Here is a 17,740-nt window from a genome sequence, read left to right as displayed (position 1 = left end):
TGATGTCGGATCTTCTTAAAGGTAAACGCGGCCTGATCATGGGCGTGGCCAATGACCGCTCAATCGCGTGGGGCATTGCCAAGGCCATGCACGAGGCCGGTGCCGAACTGGCATTCACCTATCAGGGCGAGGCATTCGGCAAACGGCTGGAACCCTTGGCCCAAAGCCTTGGCAGCGATTTCATGGTGGATGCGGATGTCACTGATGACGAATCGCTGGACCGTGCATTTGATGAACTGGCCCAACGCTGGCCGACCATCGATTTTGTCGTCCATGCCATCGCCTATTCGGACAAGTCCGAATTGACGGGCCGTTTCCTGAACACCACGCGGGCGAACTTCAAACACTCGATGGATGTCTCGGCCTATTCCTTCATCGAAGTGGCGCGTCGCGCCTATCCGATGATGAAGGACAATGGCGGCTCACTTCTGACCCTGACTTATCAGGGATCGAACCGCGTTGTACCGAATTACAACGTCATGGGTGTGGCCAAGGCGGCTCTGGAATCGGCGACACGCTATCTGGCCAATGACCTTGGTCCTGACGGCATTCGCGTGAACGCTATTTCACCCGGACCGATGAAAACCCTCGCCGGTGCGGCCATCGGCGGCGCGCGCAAGACCTACAAGTTCTGTGACCAGAACGCTCCGATGCGGGCAAATGCAACGCTTGAGGCTGTCGGCGGAACTGCTGTCTACCTGACTTCGGAAGCAGGGTCCTGTACATCTGGTGAGATTATCCGCGTTGATGGTGGCTTCCACGTTCTGGGTATGCCGCAGCCTGACTTTATGTGACCATATCTTTCCCTGCCGCCGCCAAGTTTTCACCATCTTTGGGCGGCAGGAAATTGATATGAGCAAGCTAGATCAAATCATTGCAAACAACGCACGTGCAACGCAAAGCCGGAGAAAGTCCGGTTTACTCAGTCAACGGGCCAGAGTTCTTTTGCTGACGCTGACATGTATGTTGTTGGCGTTTGTCTTTTTCACTCAACCGCAAGTCCGTTCGGCGATCGAAACACTGATCGGGTGAATCCCGGGCCGGGGAACCGACCCGAGCCGAAGATCAGTTGATCGAGACGACCTCAATCTCAAAAACCAAATCCTGACCCGCCAAAGGGTGGTTGGCGTCCAGCGTTACGGTCACTTCGTCCGCGCCAACCACTGTCACCGGCACGGCCTGGCCATCTGGTGTCTGCATTTGCAACTGCGTTCCGGGCTCAAGCGGGATGTCGTCGGGAATGCCTTCGCGGGGAATTTCCTGACGCATCGCCGGATTGATGGGACCGTATGCTTCCACACAGGCAATTTCGACCCGTTTTTTGTCCCCTGCAGACAGGCCAGGCATCGCGCTGTCCAGCCCGGGAATGATCTGGCCAGATCCAACCACAAACTCCAACGGATCGCGCCCGTCCGAACTGTCAAAGACTTTGCCGTCCAGCAGCGTACCGGTGTAGTGGATGCGAACCGTGTCGCCTTGTTTGATCTCGGTCATCGTGGCCTCCGGCCGTTTTGTAGAATTGAGCGGCCAAACCTAGGGCCTGACACAATCTTGTAAACCCCTGGCTCTTTCACCCCCCTCGTTGTTGTGCCAACCTGCGCGCGATCAGAGGAGGATCACATGCCGATCACCACCTGTGTCTTCGACGCTTACGGAACACTTTTCGACGTTGCAGCAGCAGCCCGCCAGGCTGCGGACGAACCGGGATTTGAAGCCCTCAAAGACAAATGGCCCACGGTCGCGGGGCATTGGCGTCTGAAGCAATTGCAGTACACATGGCTGCGTGCCGTTGCCGACGCACATGCCGATTTCTGGGATGTCACTCAGGACGGGCTGGATTGGGCGCTGGAAGCCACTGGCCTCCAAGGCGACCCAAAACTGCGCCAGCGCCTGCTTGATTTATATTGGGAACTGCAGGCTTACCCCGAAGTTCCCGACATGTTGAAAGCGCTTAAAGATGGCGGGATGCAAACGGCAATCCTGTCCAACGGATCGCCGCCCATGTTGGATGGTGCGGTTCGGTCTGCCGGTATTGGCGAGGTACTGGATGACGTGCTGTCGGTAGAAAGTGTCGGTATCTTCAAGCCCCATGCCAAGGTCTACGATCTGGTGCAAGACAGGTTTGGCTGCGCGCGCGATGAGGTTTTGTTCGTCAGTTCAAACGGTTGGGACGCCGCCGGCGCCAGCGGGTACGGCTTTGTCACCGCCTGGGTCAACAGGGCTGCCGAGCCGATGGACCGCCTGCCGTGGACACCTGCGCACGTGCTGTCCGATTTAACCTCGATCCCGAATTTAGCAGGGCTTTGATGTCAGACTTCACAACCACAGATGGCCAACGCATCTATTTCGAGGACACCGGCACCGGTACGCCGCTTTTGTGTCTGGCTGGACTGACCCGAAACAGCCGCGACTTTTCGTTTTTTGCCCCTCATGCCGCCGATCTGCGCATGATTGCAATGGACTACAGGGGGCGCGGTCGGTCGGGCTATGACGCCGATTTCATGAACTACAACATCTTTCGCGAATCGCATGACGCGATTGAGTTGCTGAATTTTCTGGGAATCGAGAAAACCTTTGTTCTGGGCACGTCGCGGGGTGGTCTGATTGCGATGGCTTTGGCCGCGAGTCATCCTGAACGGTTGGCCGGGGTGATCCTGAATGATGTTGGACCTGTCATTGAGCTATCCGGCATTGCCAAAATCATGGCTTATGTGGGCGCGCAGCCAACTGCAAAAACCTATGATGAGGCCGCAGTGGCGCTGAAACAGGTAATGGAGCCTCAATTCCCTGGTGTTCCGCTGGAAACCTGGCGCATGCAGGCCGAAATTCAGTACGAAAAACAGGAAAATGGTTTGGCTCTGCGCTACGACCCTGCACTGCGCAAGGCGCTGATCGAGCAAGCCGCAAGCGGGGCCACGCCTGATCTGTGGATGTTCTTTGACGCCCTGAGCAACATTTCAACAGGTGTAATCCGAGGGGCAAATTCAGACGTACTGAGCGCTGATACCATTGCCAAAATGCACGACCGCCATCCGGGCTTGATCTCAACCGAAGTTCCCGATCGCGGGCATGTTCCGTTTCTAAACGAACCTCAATCTTTGGCCTTAATACAAAAGGTATTGAAGAACGACGTATGAGCACAATTGAGATGATCGAAGCCGCAGCAGAACGGCTGAACGGACACATCCGCAAAACACCGATCCTGTCTTCCCCTTTTCTCGACAAGCTCGCCGGACGTCGGATTTTGATCAAACCGGAATGCCTGCAACATACCGGTAGTTTCAAGTTTCGGGGGGCATGGTCTGCAATTTCTGCGCTGGATGAGGCAGAACGCAAGAACGGTGTGATCGCGTATTCCTCGGGCAACCACGCGCAAGGCGTCGCCATGGCGGCCTCGAAACACAGCATTGCATCGGTCATCGTCATGCCGTCGGATGCGCCACGTCTGAAGATCGAAAATACCCGTGCGCTCGGGGCCGAGGTTGTCTTGTATGACCGCGCAATCGAAAAACGGGAAGAAATTGGCGAGGGCATTGCAGCCGAGCGCGGCCTGACCCTGATCCGACCTTATGACGAACCTCAGGTTATTGCAGGTCAAGGCACCACCGGGCTTGAAATCGCCCAGCAAGCGGCGGATCTGGGGGTAACTCAGGCGGATGTGCTGGTCTGTTGTGGCGGGGGCGGCCTGACCTCGGGAATCGCTCTGGCCCTGGAGAAACACGCGCCAAACCTGCGCGCGCGCCCTTGTGAACCGGAAGGTTTCGATGACGTCAAACGATCACTGGCGTCAGGCCAGATTCAAAACAACAAAGCGGCTTCGGGTAACATTTGCGATGCTATTCTAACGCCGCAACCAGGTGATATAACGTTTCCGATTCTCAACCGTCTGTGCGGTCCGGGCTTGTCTGTCACGGAAGAAGAGGCTTTGCGCGCTATGGCTTTGGCCTTTCTGCGCATCAAGATCGTACTGGAACCCGGCGGCGCGGTGGCTCTGGCCTCGGCCCTGTTCCGAGGCGATCAGATCGAAGGTGACGACGTGATTGTGGTTGCGTCTGGCGGCAACGTCGATCCCGCAGTATTTGCAAGGGCGTTGGAATTCCTGACCTGACAGGGATGCATAACATGTGCATGTTGCACCCCTAAGGCCATGGCGACAAGGAAGCCAGTCATGAAAATCGCTGATCTTGGCGACGTGCAATTAAACTACCGCATCGACGGCCCGACAGACGGGGCACCTTTGGTGTTCGCCAATTCCCTGGGAACCAACCTGCATTTGTGGGACGCGCTACTGCCACATCTGCCAGCAGGGCTGCGTGTGATCCGATACGACAAACGCGGCCACGGGAAATCCTCGGTGCCGCCCGCGCCTTACTCGATGGGCGCATTGATACGCGATACTGAGGCATTGCTGGATCACCTACAGGTCCGCGACTGTGTTTTTGTGGGTCTGTCCATTGGTGGGATGATTGCACAAGGGCTTGCCATCAAGCGCATGGACCAGATCCGCGGATTGGTCCTTTCGAACACAGCCGCCAAAATCGCCACTCCTTCGGTCTGGCAGGATCGGATCGAGGCCGTGCGCAAAGGCGGGATCGAAGCACTGGCCGATGCAACGATGGAACGTTGGTTTTCGCGTGATTTTCGCACCGCGCAATACCACCTGCCTTGGCGCGACATGATGGTGGGCCAGCCGGCTGAGGGATATCTGGGCTGCTGCTCGGCCATTGCAGGCACAGATTTCTATACCCCAACAAGCGGGTTGCGCCTGCCGACCTTGGGCATTGCAGGCAGCGAAGACGGATCGACACCCCCCGATCTGGTGCGGGAAACCGTCGATCTGATCCCTGGGTCCAGGTACAAGTTGATCCGCCGGGCCGGACATTTACCCTGCGTTGAAAAACCAGAGGAATACGCAGAAATCCTGACTGGTTTTCTGACCGAAATCGGACATATCTGAAGGAGAACGGCAATGGCGTCTTTCCTGTTGGTCCACGGCTCTTGCCACGGTGCATGGTGCTGGCGCGACCTGATCCCCGCGCTTGAGGCTTTTGGTCATTCCGTCAAAGCCATCGACATGCCCAGCCATGGGGCAGACCCAACACCAGTGGCCGAGGTCACGCTGGACAGCTGCCGCGACGCTGTGCTGCACGCCAGCACGGCGGATACAATCATTGTTGGCCATTCCTGGGGCGGCTATCCGATCAGCGCCGCCGCCGAGGCGCAACCCAACGCGATGCGCGCGCTGATCTATCTGTGCGCCTATGTGCCCAAAAACGGCCTGGCCATGGCCGAGATGCGCAGGCTTGGCCCGAGACAGACCATCGCCCACGCCGTTGAAAAATCCCCGGATGGGATGTCATACACCGTTTCCGCCGAGGCTATCCCCCAGCTATTCTACCATGATTGCCCTGACGGCATCCTGCCTTATGCCTATGCCCGCCTGTGCCCTCAGGCCATTCGCCCACAGGAAACGCCCCTTCCAACGGGTGCAAATTTCCACAGTGTGCCCAAAGCGTACCTTCGTACCATCGACGACCGCACAATCCCAACGGAATACCAGGCCGAGATGAGCGACCCCATCCCCGAAGATCTGCGCCGCACGATCAACAGTTCGCATTCCCCGTTCTTCTCGCACCCACGCGAGCTTGCGAAAATGCTGTCCGAACTGGCGGACAGACTGCCCTAACCTATCGCGACGGCATTTTGATCGGCGCTGAACTCTCTCTTTCCTCATTCGGCAAGCCTGCCTAGGGTGCGCTGAACAGTTCACTTGCCGGGTCCCATGCGTCTGCCGTTTTTCTTCATCCTCAGCATCGTCATGATCGACGCCATGGGCATCGGTCTGGTGATGCCGATCATGCCGGAACTGATTGTCGAGGTTCAGGGCAGCACGCTTGCCAATGCAGCGATCTGGGGGGGCGTGCTGAGCACAGCCTTCGCCGCGATGCAGTTTATCTTCGGACCCATTCTTGGAAACCTGTCAGACGCGTACGGACGAAGAACCGTTCTGCTGGTGTCCCTGTTTGTCATGGCACTGGATTATGTCGTCATGGCTGTTGCAGGCAGCATTTGGCTGTTGCTGGTTGGTCGGATCGTAGGTGGTATAACCGCTGCCACCCATGCCACCGCTGCGGCGTTTATGGCAGACGTGTCCGACCCCAAGGACAAGGCCGCGAACTTTGGCCTCCTGGGTGCTGCCTTTGGTATAGGCTTCGTCCTTGGGCCTGTCATCGGTGGATTGCTCAGTGAATATGGCACACGTGGACCGTTTTGGGCCGCTGCCGGTTTGGCGGCGCTGACCTTCTGCATCGGCTGCTTCGTGATGCCCGAGACCGTAACCGACAAGACCCGACGCGCCTTCAGCCTGCAACGCGCAAACCCTCTCAATTCGCTGCGCGCCATTGCCGCTTTGCCCGGTATCCGACCGCTGCTCTGGGTCTATTTCCTGTATTCGGTGTCCATCTACGTCTACCCTGCGATCTGGTCCTATTTCACGACCGAGCGGTTCGGATGGTCCCCGCAGATGATTGGCCTTTCCCTGGGTGTCTACGGTATCGGCATGGCCATTGTGCAAGGCGGATTGATCCGGCCCGCCATCCGGTTTCTGGGCGAACGGGGCACGATCATCTTCGGGATGGGTTTTGAGATCATAAGCTTCGCCTTTCTGGCCTTTCTCACCAACGGCCTCATCGCGCTGCTTCTCATTCCAATAACGGCCATCGGAGCGGTCATCACACCCGCCCTTCAGGCCATGATGTCCAAGGCCACACCAGATTCGCAGCAAGGTGAATTGCAGGGCGTGCTAACCGCATTGCACGCGCTGTCGATGGTGATCTCACCTTTGCTGATGACCTCGGTTTTCGCGCAGTTTATCCGGCCCGACACCCCGCTCTATCTACCCGGCGCACCCTTCCTGCTGGCACTTGTACTGATGCTGGCAGGGTTCTTGTTGTTTCGCAGGTCCCGGCCTGTCGTGGCGTAACAACGACATAAAAATGGCGATTTCTGCCTTGCGAGCTGCTGTTTCCCGCGCCACCGTGAACCCAACGGGAATGAGGGACAACATGCAAACAATCAAAGCCGCAGTCTGTCGGGCCTTTGGCGAACCTTTGGTGATCGAAGAAATTCAGCTCGCTGCCCCCGGCGCGGGCGAGATCGAGGTTACGCTGGACGCCGTGGCCATCTGCCATTCGGACATATCATTTGCCGAAGGGGCCTGGGGTGGGTTCCTACCCGCCGTCTACGGCCACGAAGCCGCAGGTGTGATCAGCGCGGTCGGAGAGGCCGCAGGAGATTTCAAAGTCGGCGACCCCGTGGTTGTCACTTTGATCCGTGCTTGTGGAACATGCCCCAGTTGCGCGGGCGGAAAACCAACAATCTGCGAAACACCATACGATACCGTCGAAGGCCCGTTGAAAACCGGTGATGGCGACCCGCTCGAACAGGCCATGGCATGCGGCGCATTTGCTGAAAAAGTTGTGGTGAGCCACCGCCAGATTGTCAAAATCCCGGAAACCCTACCCAAGGACCTTGCCAGCTTGTTGTCCTGCGGTGTGATCACCGGGATTGGGGCTGCTGTGAACACGGCAGGCTTGCGCCCCGGCCAGGATGTCGTCGTCATTGGTGCCGGCGGCGTTGGCCTGAACGCCATTCAGGGCGCGCGTATCGCTGGCGCGCGGCGGATCGTAGCCGTGGATATGACCGAGGAAAAGCTTGAGATCGCCAAAGAGTTCGGCGCGACCCACGGCGTATTGGCCAGTTTGGACCAACCGTGGAAGGCCGCTTACAAGGCGTTGGGTGGACGCGGCGCAGATGCGGTTCTGATCACTGTCGGCGCGATTCCTGCCTATAATCAGGCGCCGCGCTATCTCGGACGTGGCGGCAAGGCGATCATGATCGGGATGCCGCATTCCGGTGACATGGCCAGTTATGAACCCGTTGTTCTGGCGGCCCTTGGTCAGGGCGTTGTTGGGTCGAAGATGGGCGACGTGGTGATCCAGCGCGATATTCCTTGGATGGTGGACCTGTATGAACAGGGGCGCCTGAAGCTGGATGAGCTGATCTCGGGGCGCTGGTCCCTTGATCAGATCAACGAGGCCATCGCCGACACAAAAACCGGATCGGCCAAGCGAAATGTAATCCTGTTCGACAGGACCTAAGCTGACCAAACGGGAGAAGTTAGTATGAAACTGAAAGATCTCGACATTATCGTCACCGCCCCGCCTGCACCGGGCTGGGGTGGGCGATACTGGATACTGGTCAAACTGACGACAGATTCTGGCATCACCGGTTGGGGCGAATGCTATGCTTCGTCCGTTGGGCCAGAGGCGATGCGCCATGTCATTCAGGACGTGTTCGAACGGCATATGCAGGGCGAAAACCCAGAAAACATCGAGCTCATGTTCCGTCGCGCCTATTCCAGCGGGTTCACCCAGCGACCGGACCTGACAGTGATGGGCGCGTTTTCAGGGTTGGAGATCGCCTGCTGGGATATTCTGGGCAAGGATCGCGACCGCCCGGTCTATGCTTTGCTGGGTGGAAAGATGAACGATCGGATCCGGGCCTATACTTATCTTTACCCCCTGCCCCAGCATAACCTGACCGATTTCTGGACTTCTCCCGAACAGGCGGGCGAAACGGCTGCTGAAATGGTCCGCCGCGGCTATACCGCCGTGAAATTCGACCCGGCAGGCCCGTACACGCTCCGGGGCGGCCACATGCCCGCGATGAGCGACATTTCCATGTCCGTTGCCTTCTGCAAGGCGATCCGCGAAGCCGTTGGCGACAAGGCCGATCTGCTGTTCGGCACGCATGGTCAATTCAACACCGCCGGGGCCATCAGGCTGGGGCAAGCTTTGGAACCGTTTCAGCCGCTCTGGTTCGAAGAACCCACGCCGCCAGACATGATCGAAGATATGGCCCGCGTTGCCCGCAATGTCCGCATCCCCGTCGCCACCGGAGAGCGGATGACGACCAAGGCCGAATTCGGTGCTGTTCTACGAGCCGGAGCTGCGGAAATCCTGCAGCCGGCGTTAGGGCGCGCGGGCGGGATCTGGGAGATGAAGAAAGTCGCAGCCATGGCCGAAGTCTTCAACGCTCAGATGGCTCCGCATCTGTATGCAGGGCCGGTGGAATGGGCCGCCAATATCCATCTGGCCGCATCGATCCCTAATCTGCTGTTGCTGGAATCCATCGAAACACCGTTCCACGATCAATTGATCAAAGGGACCATTCGGGTTGAGGACGGGTTCGTGACCGCACCAACAGCGCCGGGCCTTGGTATTGATGTCGACGAAGCCCTGGCCCGCGCGCATCCCTATGATGGTCGCGACTTACACTTGCAAATGCAGGAAAACCCCTGCGATTACGTCAACGGCAACGCTTTTCAAGGTGGTGCCCCGGCAACCGAGGGGTGACAACACCTGCGTGTTTGAGGCATATTGATCCAATAATATTCGGAACAATGATCGAAACGTGGCACTTAAAGAAACCGATCCTCAGACGCGCAGCACAAACACTCTGCCGGACATGAAAGACAATGCCGCCCGCGCGGCTGCGTTCCTCAAGACGTTGGCCCATGAAGGGCGGCTGATGATCTTGTGCCACCTTGGGGACGGTGAGAAATCCGTGGGACAGCTTGAGGACCTGCTTGCGTTGCGGCAAGCCGCCGTCAGCCAGATGCTGGCCCGACTGCGCGAAGAGGGGCTGGTCTCGACCCGCAGAGACGGCAAGACGATCTACTATTCCCTGCGTGATGGGAACACTGAACAACTGATCAGCCTGTTGTATGATCTGTTTTGCGCAGAGGACAGTTGACCCCTAACTGGAAACATAACCCGCGATCACCTGAAGCAGCTTGAATGCGGTTGCAGCGTCGTTTTCGACGACGGCCAGGAATTCCTCTTCACCAATCCGCAGGCAGGACAGCTGAGTTTCTGCCACCATGCTCAACGCGCGCGGTTCCTTGCGGATCAGGCCCAGTTCTCCGACCAAAGCGCCCGGCCCAACTGTGGTGATCAATTGATCCGGCCCTTGATCCTGTGGCAGGTACAGACCGGCCTCACCCTCAAGCACAACATAGGCACCATCGGTTGGTTGGTCGTCTTTCAGGAACACCACCTGCCCAGGCTCGGCCTCGAACCAACGCGCACCGAACGCCAACAGGCGCAGCTGCCGTCGGTCCAGACCGGAAAACAGGGGGGTCTGTTCCAGAGCACGCAATTTCCGCGCCAGGTCTGCAGATGCTGCGCTGTCTTCCTCCACGTCTACCGGTCCTCCGTCCGAGACCACACGACCTTGCCGGATTTCAACGAACATGTCGAACACATCGGGGTTTTCAAACTGATCGTTCAGGTAGATAACAGTTGTATCCGGCAGCAACTCACGCAGCTTCTTATAGACGGCCACCTGCGTTTTCATGTCGTAACTGGCCAAGGCGTTTTCCAGGACCAGGATGTCCGGCTTCTTGATCGCTGCACGTGTAAAGGCCAACGGCTCTGCAAACACTGCTGGCAGATTCTGACCGCCCAAGGCCAACGGTACGTCATAGATCAATTCAATAACCAATGGCCGCGCTCCGTTTTCGGCCAGCAAATCGACAATCAGCTTACGAGCTTCATCGGAACGGGCGCCGCCAATCTGGCTGACTTTGCCGAACAGCGCGTTTTCCATGACGGTCAGACCGGGGGCGTAAACTTCTGGGTCCAGCGGAACAAAAACATCCTTCAGACGCTGCATCAGCTTCTCGGAATGGCTGTGCCGCAGTTCGAGAATGCGGTTCTTCAGCTCTTCGGTGAACGCTGGCCCGATCTGTTCAGCCGAGATCACAAAGGGCACCGCCAGCATGTTGGCCAACTGTTCATCATCAAGCCCCGCCGAACCTTCTTTGCGGGTCTGTTCCACCAAATCAACGGCAGCTTCATAGGTCTTCGCATCCAACCCGAGCTTACGGAACAACGGATGATCCGTCCCATCGAGACCAAAGATCTGACGCAACATTTCGATCACGTCGCGGGTCAGAGCGATCAGCGTTTCATCCAGCCCCAATTCTCGCAATTGGCCCAGAAAGACTTTCTGTTCTACCAGCAAAGCGTGTGTCACTGGCACACGGGGCGTGGCAAACAGCAGGTTCTCAGCCACAGGCAGGGCCGGGTTGTACAGATTGCGGTCGAAAATCAACGCCTGTTGTTCAAGACCCGCGTCCTGAACGGCCTTGCGTGCAAGCGGTCGCAGTTCGACCAGTTTTTGTGCCAGCTCACAATGCTCGGCCGCGTTAAAGCTTTGTTCGGCTCCGCGCTGGAACAGGGCCGCACCCGAGCCCATCCCGTCAACCAGTTGCAACCACCAATCCCGCAGCGCCACTGCATCCTGAAATCCGGCCAGAGATGGATCAAGCCATTCCACATTAAACGGATCGGAACTGTTTCCTGCCCGCAAGGTTTCAGGAAATCCGGGGTCATCCGTACTGTCTTCCAGTGGCCGGAACCGCATCGGCATCATCACATTGTCGCCCAACGTGCCTTGAAACATTACGGGTCGGGACGTGGCATAGCCGATGCGTGCTGCCACGACACCCTGATGCAGCTCGGCCAGGTTCACATCCCCGATCCGAACCTTGCCGCCACTGGGCAAGATTTCGCGCGTCAGAAGTTCGGCGATTGCACGGCGATCTTCTTCGCTGGGGGCGGAAATGCCAATCGTCTTGCCTCCCGGAAAGCTGAGGTTCAGATCGTCCAGCACTTGGTTGCCGTCCATGTCCCGGACCGACACATGATCCAGAACAAGATCACCGTGCAGATGTGGACGCGCTTCAGGCTCGCCCTCAAACAATGCTTCGTCCTGCATCCCTGAGGGCCCAAAACGGTCGATCACCACGTCCCAGCGCAAGGACATGTCCTGCGTCTGGTTGTAATAGGTCAGAAGCTCTTTCCAGGGCGAGCTTAGATCCTTGTAGGCGGCAAGCGCCGCGACCAACGCCCCCAGCGACACCGAACCTTGCAGCACCAGCAGTCCACCCACCAGATAGAACATGAACGGGGTCAGCTGAGAGATGAAGTTGTTTATGAATTTCATAAAGAACTTCTTCTGGTAGATTTCAAACCGGATGCCGAACAACCGCCCCAACTGATCCGAGATCATCGCGCGGCGATAACGCCAGCCACCATTTGTACGCAGGGTTGCCGCACCCGCAGCGTTCTCACCGATTTGGGCGGCAAGAATCCGTACTTCCTGAATACGCTTTTTGTTCAATAGATTGATTTGGCGTTGCAGTTTGGGAATCAGCCAAGCCTGCAACGGGATCAGCGCCACCGCAGCCAAGCCGAACCAGATACTTTGCAAAAACAGAAAAGTCAGGATCGTGATCATCTGACCGGCCTGCAATACCGGCTGGCTGATCGCGTCGCCCATCAACCCGCCCATCGGTTCGCTTTCAGCGGTGATCATCGACACCATCTCACCCTGACTAACCCGCTCAAAATAAGGTTGGGGAAAGCGCAGGGCACGGCTGATCAATTGATAGCGAAAGCGCCGCAGCATCCGTTCGCTCAACACACCTTTCATTGTGTTGATGCGCATTTTCATCAGGCCATGCCCCAGCACGGCCGCCAAAAAGGCAAAGCACAGGATCAGCAAAAAGTTCGTCTGTGTCATCGTATAACCCAAGACGATCACGTCCGGGTTCGGCGCGCCAATTGCGTCGTTGATGATGCGTTTTGGCAGTTCCAGTGTCAGATAAAGCAGCGGGAACAACGTCGCTGTCACGGCCAGCAAGATCAACTGGTCGCGCTTGGAATACTTCCAGATAAAGCGGAAAATCGTGCGTTCTATGGAACCTGCCCCTGCTGTTGACCGACGACGCGGTTCAGATGTTATCCACGCAAATTCAACAGCATGACTCTACTGCCATCCAGACATAATAAGCAATTTTTTTCCCCAAAATGCGAATTCTTAAACTTATGTGAACTAGTTCATTTACGTATGCCCTTTTATTTGCCTAGAGTGGGCATCAGGACGATATCGGGAGGGTTCTTTTGACTGCCAGTTTTGGCGCAGTGTTCCTTATGCTTTGCCTGTTGCTTGTTAAGCATATGTTCGCTGACTATTACCTCCAGACTCCGAAAATGCTTGCTGGACGAGGTGAGTATTTTCATTTGGGACGGGCTCAACACGCAGCGGTGCATGTTTTGGGCTCAATCCTTGTGTTTGCCATATTCGGCGCTCCGCTGTCCTTCATCCTGATCGTTGCAGCGCTGGAGTGGATCATCCATTTCAATATCGATTTCGTCAAAGCCAGCTATTCTGACAAAAACCAGCTTAAGCCGACACAAGCCGCCTTTTGGCGCGCCGCCGGGTTGGATCAGTTGATGCACAACCTGACCTATGTGGCGATGGTCTGGGCCTGGGTCATTTTTGCCGCAAGCTGATGCAGGTTAAGCCGCGTCATCCACAGCTCCTGCCCTGAAGGCCCTAAGCCACATCCGATCCAACGCGTCGATTTCTGTTGGATCGAACCTATGTTCAACTTCCCAGTACCTGCCTGAAACGACATAATATCCCAGGTCATGCTCAACCTGCCGCGCTGCACGCATTCCGGTTGTGTCAACAACAGGTCGCGCAGATAGATTAGACAGGCTGACCGATGGAAACACCAATCGACTGGGCCCATTGGACAACCGCACGGCTCTACATCCTTGTGCGGCAGCAAAAAGCCCAAGACGCGCAGACTTGGCTTCAAGCGATCGCAGGGTTACATCGTCCCGCAACGGATCTGCAGCTCCGGTCCCATAAAAATGGGTCCGCGCCGAACCCGAATACATCATATCGCATCCCAAAAACGCCAATACATCCGGTTTCAAAGCCGACAGCGCCCAATACCCTGCCGTGAACGCCATCGTGCCACCAGCGTAGACAAACCCGCCATAGGCGTTCTGCCTAGGAACATAGTCTTTCGCCGTAACGATGCACTGAGCGTCTGTTGTGTCCGACGGGCGCCTTTCATGTGGGAAATCTTCGGGGTGGATCAGATAATCCCAATCCTTGCGGATTCGCCACGCGTTGTTAATAGCGACGATATGTGTGAAGGGTTTACGCGACCATGTCCGCGCTTCCATGGCTGACGGGGCACTGCCCAGGATCAGAACTTTGGTCTGTTTGTCGGTCATAGCAGGGCCACCTTCTTTGCCAGCCCCGCATGACATAGATCGTTTACGGCTATGGGCTAGCCCAGCACCGAGAAACTGCTTTCTTCGTTGATCGGACGTTTGCGCGAATAGAAGCCCACATCGATGTTCCGCTTGATATAAGGCAACTCGAATTGCAGCGGCTCTGCGTCGTGATCAGCGCCACCCTCGCAATAGGCGATCAGGGCCGTCATCATCTTACCCGCAATCGGCGCATTCTTATACTGGTTCCCGCTGGAACCGCAGGCCATGTAGAATCCCGGCAGGCAGGATTTGTCATAGATCGGAATCCAGTCGGTAGACGCATCATAGAGGTCAACAACGCCCCGCGTTTTCGACGGAATACCAAGGCTGGGGACTCGTTGCGCATAGCGCATAGCCTGTGTGGTCCATTGGTCAGTAAACTCTCGGTTATAGTTCACATCGTCCTCGCACCACTGATGCGGATCACATTCTGGGTCTTCCGATCCGACAAGGATATGGTTGCCATGTTCCGGGCGGCAATAACACGCGATGTCGCTGTCCGACACGATGGTTCCGTCATTTTCGAAATCGAACCCTTCAGGCGCGGGAACGTGGACAACCTCTTGCCGCAAAGGCCGGGTTTTGATGGTCATGTCGTCCAGAACACCGGCCATCTCGTTGATGATCGCCGAGCCCGGCCCCGCAACATTGACAACAACCTTGGCGTGGATTTCCTCACCCGACGCCAGCTTAACGCCGGAAACGCGCCCGCCCTGGGTCAGGATTTCCGTGACTTCAGCACCTGTTCGCACCTCGGCCCCATGCTGTTTCGCAGCGTCCATCAGGTTTTGCGCCGACAACGCCGGGTCGGTGACATATCCCGCCTGAGGCCAATAAACACCACCCGTCATCTTACGCCCATTGGGCTGTCCGAACTCGGGATCATCCATACGGCGCGCCGGGGCAAAACTGTCCAGTGAGTAAACTGGTAGACGTTCCACCACTTTCTCACCCGACCATTCCTCGAACGGACAATCCAAATCGGAAGAATTGCGCATGTGTTTTTCCAGCAGCCCGTTCGCTTCTGTCTTCATGACCAGGCAGCCGGTTTCGCGGAACTGGGCCAGGTTGGCGTCCTCTGGCAGACCCAGATAGTCGGCCCAGTCGCGCCAGTAATGATAGCCTTCCCACGCAAAAGCTGTTCCGTCGAAGGTCGAATAATGCATTCGGATTATTGCACAGGACCCGGCGGTTGAGCCGTGCCCAACCTGAGTGTTCCGATCCAGAGACAGAGTTTTCCACCCCGCCTTGGACATCTCGAACGCAATGGCCGCGCCGATCACGCCCGTGCCGATGATGATTGCGTCTGGTTGGCTCATGTCGGGTCTCCTTTCCAAAAACGCATTGAATATGCGCTGAATTCTTCAATTTCTTCGGGTTTAGCCTCAACGCCGGTGAAAGCGTAGAGGTAATGCGGAACCATAGAAATCCGCGTCTCTATGGGTTCGTTCAATTGCGCCAGATCGTAACCAATCTGCATGTAATACAATACACGCGCGCGGGTTTCAGCTTCGATCTCGGAATAGCCATAACGGGCAAACATGGCGTGCAGTGCCTCAAGCCGTCGCGCGTCCGATTGGTCCAGCGCCCGCCGCACTTTGCCAGACTTGCGCGCCCAATCGCGCACGGCAAAGTCCAGTGCGGTATCAAACAGATCGGTGTTCACAACGCACCGATGCACATTGCAGACCGCCGCCGTGATTGTCTCGGCCGGGGCTTCGGCCTGTGCGACCAACGCTGCAGTGTTGGTCGCCTGCCAGCGGGCCAGAAGGGCATCCATCAGCTCCTGCCGCGACTTGAAGTACCAATAGAAAGATGAGCGCGATACGGCCATCCGTTCGGCTAGGTTCAGAACCTTGATCTGGTCCACGCCGTCCGAAATCAGCACATCCATCGCCACATTCAGCCAATCGTCACGCGTAACCTTGACGTTGCCGGTCAAGGGTTCGGCCTCGGGATCATCGCGATGAAGGACAGGTTTAGTTTTCATTCAACTCTCCGGCGGTGCGCCGCCTTCGGCGGTACGGCGATCAATAAAGTCGCGCAAAGCACCCAACCGATCATTGTCATCGGCGGGTGCCTTGAAGTCGTTTAGGATGCCCTTCCAAACAGCCGTCGCTCGATTGTTGGCATCCACTGCGCCACGTTCAGTCCACGTACCAAAGTTAGCGTAGTCATGGAGATGTGGTTGATAGAACTCAGTATTGTAGCGCTCCATTGTCTGACTTGAGGCAAAGAAGTGACCACTGGGCTCGACCTCACGCAAGGCTGTGTCAAAACCGATCTCGGCGTTGCCCGCCTGTGCGCCCGCGCAGAGCTCGGCCACCATGTTGAGCACTTCTGCATCGCAGACCAACTTTTCGAAGGACACGGTCAATCCGCCCTCGAGCCAGCCAGCGGAGTGAATGATCACGGTTGCACCAGACATAAGGCAGCCCCAAAGGCCGAACTGGTTCTCATTCGCCGCCTGTACATCGTTGATGTTTGACGCGGATCCGGCAGCAGACCGCCATGGCAAGCCAAGGTGCCGCGCCAATTGGCCCGCCGCCAAAGAGGCCTGGAAATGCGAAGGCGTCCCGAATGCTGGGGCACCAGATTTCATGTCCACATTGCTTGTGAACGTTCCATAACAGACCGGAGCACCGGGTTTGGCTAGTTGCGTCAGGGTCAAAGCGGCAAGCGCCTCGGCATGGGACAACGTGATCGCCCCGGCCACCGTAATCGGCGCCATGGCACCCATCAGGGTGAATGGCGTGATGATCGACATCTGACCATGCCGCGCAAAGTCGATCAGACCTTGCGCCATTGGAATATCCAACGTGCGGGGACTGTTGGTGTTGATGATCGTGTAACAATGCGCGTCGCCTTGAAACTCATCATCCGAAAGGCCGCGGGCTGTGGACAGCATCTCAAAGCAATCCATCACCTGGGGTGTGCCGCGCGAGAAAAAGAACGGGAACTTGTCCGTCAACTCCATCTGCGCTTGCGAGGTAAAATAGTGGCGCAGATGGGTTGGTACATCCTGCGGCTCGACCTGAGGCGAGATCATCTGGAATACGTCGAAATGATGCGTAAGCTTCAGAAACTCCAGATAATCCTGACCTGTCGCGGGGCGTCGCCCCCGTTCCAGATCGGTTGCGTTCGGAGCCCCGGCACCGGGCTGGAAGACCAGAGAACCTAGTTCAAGCGTGAAATCCCGCCGCCGCGCGCCCGCCCTACAGGCGATGGACTTTGGGGCTGAGGCCACGGCGGCCTCGACCATCTCGCGCCCGATGAAGACCATTTCGCTGTCTTCATCCACGCGCGCGCCACCTTGTTTGAAAAGCTTGCGTGCTTCGGGCAGCAAGGTTTTTACACCCAGCTCTTCCAACGTGCGCAAAGCAGTCTCATGCATGTCGGCGATCTGATCCGCCGGGAAGACTTCCATTTGCGGGAAAGGGTTCCTGAGCTGGCGATAGTTCACGTCGCGGCTGGGCTGCGGGGCAGGCTCACCCCCCCGCCCTCGCCGCCTGCGTCCTCGGTTCGGTGCGGTCATG

16 protein-coding genes and 1 pseudogene are annotated in these 17,740 nt (G+C 57.2%); 11 read left to right on the top strand and 6 right to left on the bottom strand.

All coding sequences use genetic code 11. The features are described from left to right. Nucleotides 1–2: 2 nt before the first annotated feature. Nucleotides 3–794: an enoyl-ACP reductase FabI gene (locus tag AC2FLD_RS02505; RefSeq protein ID WP_496667623.1), complete on the top strand. Its 792-nt coding sequence runs from the start codon at nt 3–5 to the stop codon at nt 792–794. A 271-nt stretch (nt 795–1,065) separates the two neighbouring features. Here the strand turns inward: AC2FLD_RS02505 and AC2FLD_RS02500 are convergent, their stop codons facing one another. Continuing rightward, the gene (locus tag AC2FLD_RS02500; protein WP_496667624.1) at nt 1,066–1,494 is read right to left on the bottom strand and encodes an FKBP-type peptidyl-prolyl cis-trans isomerase; all 429 of its coding nucleotides are present in this window, start codon (nt 1,492–1,494) and stop codon (nt 1,066–1,068) included. Nucleotides 1,495–1,620: 126 nt separating this feature from the next. Between AC2FLD_RS02500 and AC2FLD_RS02495 the strand changes: the two genes are divergently transcribed. The 9 genes and pseudogenes from AC2FLD_RS02495 (at nt 1,621) to AC2FLD_RS02455 (ending at nt 9,816) form a co-directional block, all read left to right on the top strand. Next, entirely contained in the window at nt 1,621–2,307 is a 687-nt protein-coding gene (locus tag AC2FLD_RS02495; RefSeq protein WP_496667625.1) for a haloacid dehalogenase type II, read from the top strand. Further along, the gene (locus AC2FLD_RS02490) at nt 2,307–3,137 is read left to right on the top strand and encodes an alpha/beta fold hydrolase (RefSeq protein ID WP_496667626.1); all 831 of its coding nucleotides are present in this window, start codon (nt 2,307–2,309) and stop codon (nt 3,135–3,137) included. The genes AC2FLD_RS02495 and AC2FLD_RS02490 overlap by 1 nt, the downstream gene beginning before the upstream one ends. Then, complete coding sequence (locus tag AC2FLD_RS02485; RefSeq protein WP_496667627.1) at nt 3,134–4,108, top strand: threonine ammonia-lyase; 975 nt, start codon at nt 3,134–3,136, stop codon at nt 4,106–4,108. The genes AC2FLD_RS02490 and AC2FLD_RS02485 overlap by 4 nt, the downstream gene beginning before the upstream one ends. Nucleotides 4,109–4,168: 60 nt before the next feature. Further along, nucleotides 4,169–4,957 carry a 3-oxoadipate enol-lactonase gene (pcaD, locus tag AC2FLD_RS02480; RefSeq protein ID WP_496667628.1) on the top strand — a complete coding sequence of 263 codons (789 nt, stop codon included), beginning with the start codon at nt 4,169–4,171 and terminating at the stop codon, nt 4,955–4,957. Nucleotides 4,958–4,969: 12 nt separating this feature from the next. Beyond that, nucleotides 4,970–5,593, top strand: a pseudogene (locus tag AC2FLD_RS02475) (alpha/beta fold hydrolase); the annotation flags it as partial. 189 nt (nt 5,594–5,782) lie between these two features. Next, complete coding sequence (locus AC2FLD_RS02470; RefSeq protein WP_496667629.1) at nt 5,783–6,982, top strand: TCR/Tet family MFS transporter; 1,200 nt, start codon at nt 5,783–5,785, stop codon at nt 6,980–6,982. A gap of 82 nt (nt 6,983–7,064) precedes the next feature. Continuing rightward, on the top strand, nt 7,065–8,159 hold the full coding sequence (locus tag AC2FLD_RS02465) for a Zn-dependent alcohol dehydrogenase (RefSeq protein ID WP_496667630.1): 1,095 nt from the start codon (nt 7,065–7,067) through the stop codon (nt 8,157–8,159). Nucleotides 8,160–8,183: 24 nt separating this feature from the next. Further along, on the top strand, nt 8,184–9,416 hold the full coding sequence (locus AC2FLD_RS02460; protein WP_496667631.1) for a mandelate racemase/muconate lactonizing enzyme family protein: 1,233 nt from the start codon (nt 8,184–8,186) through the stop codon (nt 9,414–9,416). Nucleotides 9,417–9,528: 112 nt separating this feature from the next. Further along, the gene (locus tag AC2FLD_RS02455) at nt 9,529–9,816 is read left to right on the top strand and encodes an ArsR/SmtB family transcription factor (RefSeq protein ID WP_496667679.1); all 288 of its coding nucleotides are present in this window, start codon (nt 9,529–9,531) and stop codon (nt 9,814–9,816) included. A gap of 3 nt (nt 9,817–9,819) precedes the next feature. Here the strand turns inward: AC2FLD_RS02455 and AC2FLD_RS02450 are convergent, their stop codons facing one another. Further along, nucleotides 9,820–12,816, bottom strand: coding sequence for a cyclic nucleotide-binding domain-containing protein (locus AC2FLD_RS02450; protein ID WP_496667680.1), 2,997 nt, complete (start codon nt 12,814–12,816; stop codon nt 9,820–9,822). A 245-nt stretch (nt 12,817–13,061) separates the two neighbouring features. Between AC2FLD_RS02450 and AC2FLD_RS02445 the strand changes: the two genes are divergently transcribed. After that, nucleotides 13,062–13,424, top strand: coding sequence for a DUF3307 domain-containing protein (locus tag AC2FLD_RS02445; protein ID WP_496667681.1), 363 nt, complete (start codon nt 13,062–13,064; stop codon nt 13,422–13,424). Nucleotides 13,425–13,430: 6 nt separating this feature from the next. Here AC2FLD_RS02445 and AC2FLD_RS02440 read toward each other — a convergent pair whose 3' ends face one another. Genes AC2FLD_RS02440 through AC2FLD_RS02425 form a run of 4 tightly spaced genes read right to left on the bottom strand, consistent with a single transcriptional unit; the run spans nt 13,431 to nt 17,739 of the window. After that, nucleotides 13,431–14,162, bottom strand: a complete 732-nt coding sequence (locus AC2FLD_RS02440; protein WP_496667632.1) for a hypothetical protein — start codon at nt 14,160–14,162, stop codon at nt 13,431–13,433. A 56-nt stretch (nt 14,163–14,218) separates the two neighbouring features. Continuing rightward, nucleotides 14,219–15,523 carry an NAD(P)/FAD-dependent oxidoreductase gene (locus tag AC2FLD_RS02435; RefSeq protein WP_496667633.1) on the bottom strand — a complete coding sequence of 435 codons (1,305 nt, stop codon included), beginning with the start codon at nt 15,521–15,523 and terminating at the stop codon, nt 14,219–14,221. Then, nucleotides 15,520–16,194, bottom strand: coding sequence for a TetR/AcrR family transcriptional regulator (locus AC2FLD_RS02430; protein WP_496667634.1), 675 nt, complete (start codon nt 16,192–16,194; stop codon nt 15,520–15,522). The genes AC2FLD_RS02435 and AC2FLD_RS02430 overlap by 4 nt, the downstream gene beginning before the upstream one ends. After that, the gene (locus tag AC2FLD_RS02425) at nt 16,195–17,739 is read right to left on the bottom strand and encodes a trimethylamine methyltransferase family protein (RefSeq protein ID WP_496667635.1); all 1,545 of its coding nucleotides are present in this window, start codon (nt 17,737–17,739) and stop codon (nt 16,195–16,197) included. Between the last annotated feature and the right edge of the window lies 1 nt (nt 17,740).

The sequence above is a fragment of the Ruegeria sp. CDSA021 genome, from assembly GCF_059612325.1.
This window is presented reverse-complemented; position numbering and strand designations above follow the sequence as displayed.

Coding starts and splice junctions, on each gene's coding strand:
- AC2FLD_RS02505 (WP_496667623.1), top strand. CDS start 3: ATGTCGGATCTTCTTAAAGGTAAACGCGGCCTGATCATGGGCGTGGCC.
- AC2FLD_RS02500 (WP_496667624.1), bottom strand. CDS start 1,494: ATGACCGAGATCAAACAAGGCGACACGGTTCGCATCCACTACACCGGT.
- AC2FLD_RS02495 (WP_496667625.1), top strand. CDS start 1,621: ATGCCGATCACCACCTGTGTCTTCGACGCTTACGGAACACTTTTCGAC.
- AC2FLD_RS02490 (WP_496667626.1), top strand. CDS start 2,307: ATGTCAGACTTCACAACCACAGATGGCCAACGCATCTATTTCGAGGAC.
- AC2FLD_RS02485 (WP_496667627.1), top strand. CDS start 3,134: ATGAGCACAATTGAGATGATCGAAGCCGCAGCAGAACGGCTGAACGGA.
- pcaD (WP_496667628.1), top strand. CDS start 4,169: ATGAAAATCGCTGATCTTGGCGACGTGCAATTAAACTACCGCATCGAC.
- AC2FLD_RS02470 (WP_496667629.1), top strand. CDS start 5,783: ATGCGTCTGCCGTTTTTCTTCATCCTCAGCATCGTCATGATCGACGCC.
- AC2FLD_RS02465 (WP_496667630.1), top strand. CDS start 7,065: ATGCAAACAATCAAAGCCGCAGTCTGTCGGGCCTTTGGCGAACCTTTG.
- AC2FLD_RS02460 (WP_496667631.1), top strand. CDS start 8,184: ATGAAACTGAAAGATCTCGACATTATCGTCACCGCCCCGCCTGCACCG.
- AC2FLD_RS02455 (WP_496667679.1), top strand. CDS start 9,529: ATGAAAGACAATGCCGCCCGCGCGGCTGCGTTCCTCAAGACGTTGGCC.
- AC2FLD_RS02445 (WP_496667681.1), top strand. CDS start 13,062: ATGCTTTGCCTGTTGCTTGTTAAGCATATGTTCGCTGACTATTACCTC.
- AC2FLD_RS02440 (WP_496667632.1), bottom strand. CDS start 14,162: ATGACCGACAAACAGACCAAAGTTCTGATCCTGGGCAGTGCCCCGTCA.
- AC2FLD_RS02435 (WP_496667633.1), bottom strand. CDS start 15,523: ATGAGCCAACCAGACGCAATCATCATCGGCACGGGCGTGATCGGCGCG.
- AC2FLD_RS02430 (WP_496667634.1), bottom strand. CDS start 16,194: ATGAAAACTAAACCTGTCCTTCATCGCGATGATCCCGAGGCCGAACCC.
- AC2FLD_RS02425 (WP_496667635.1), bottom strand. CDS start 17,739: ATGACCGCACCGAACCGAGGACGCAGGCGGCGAGGGCGGGGGGGTGAG.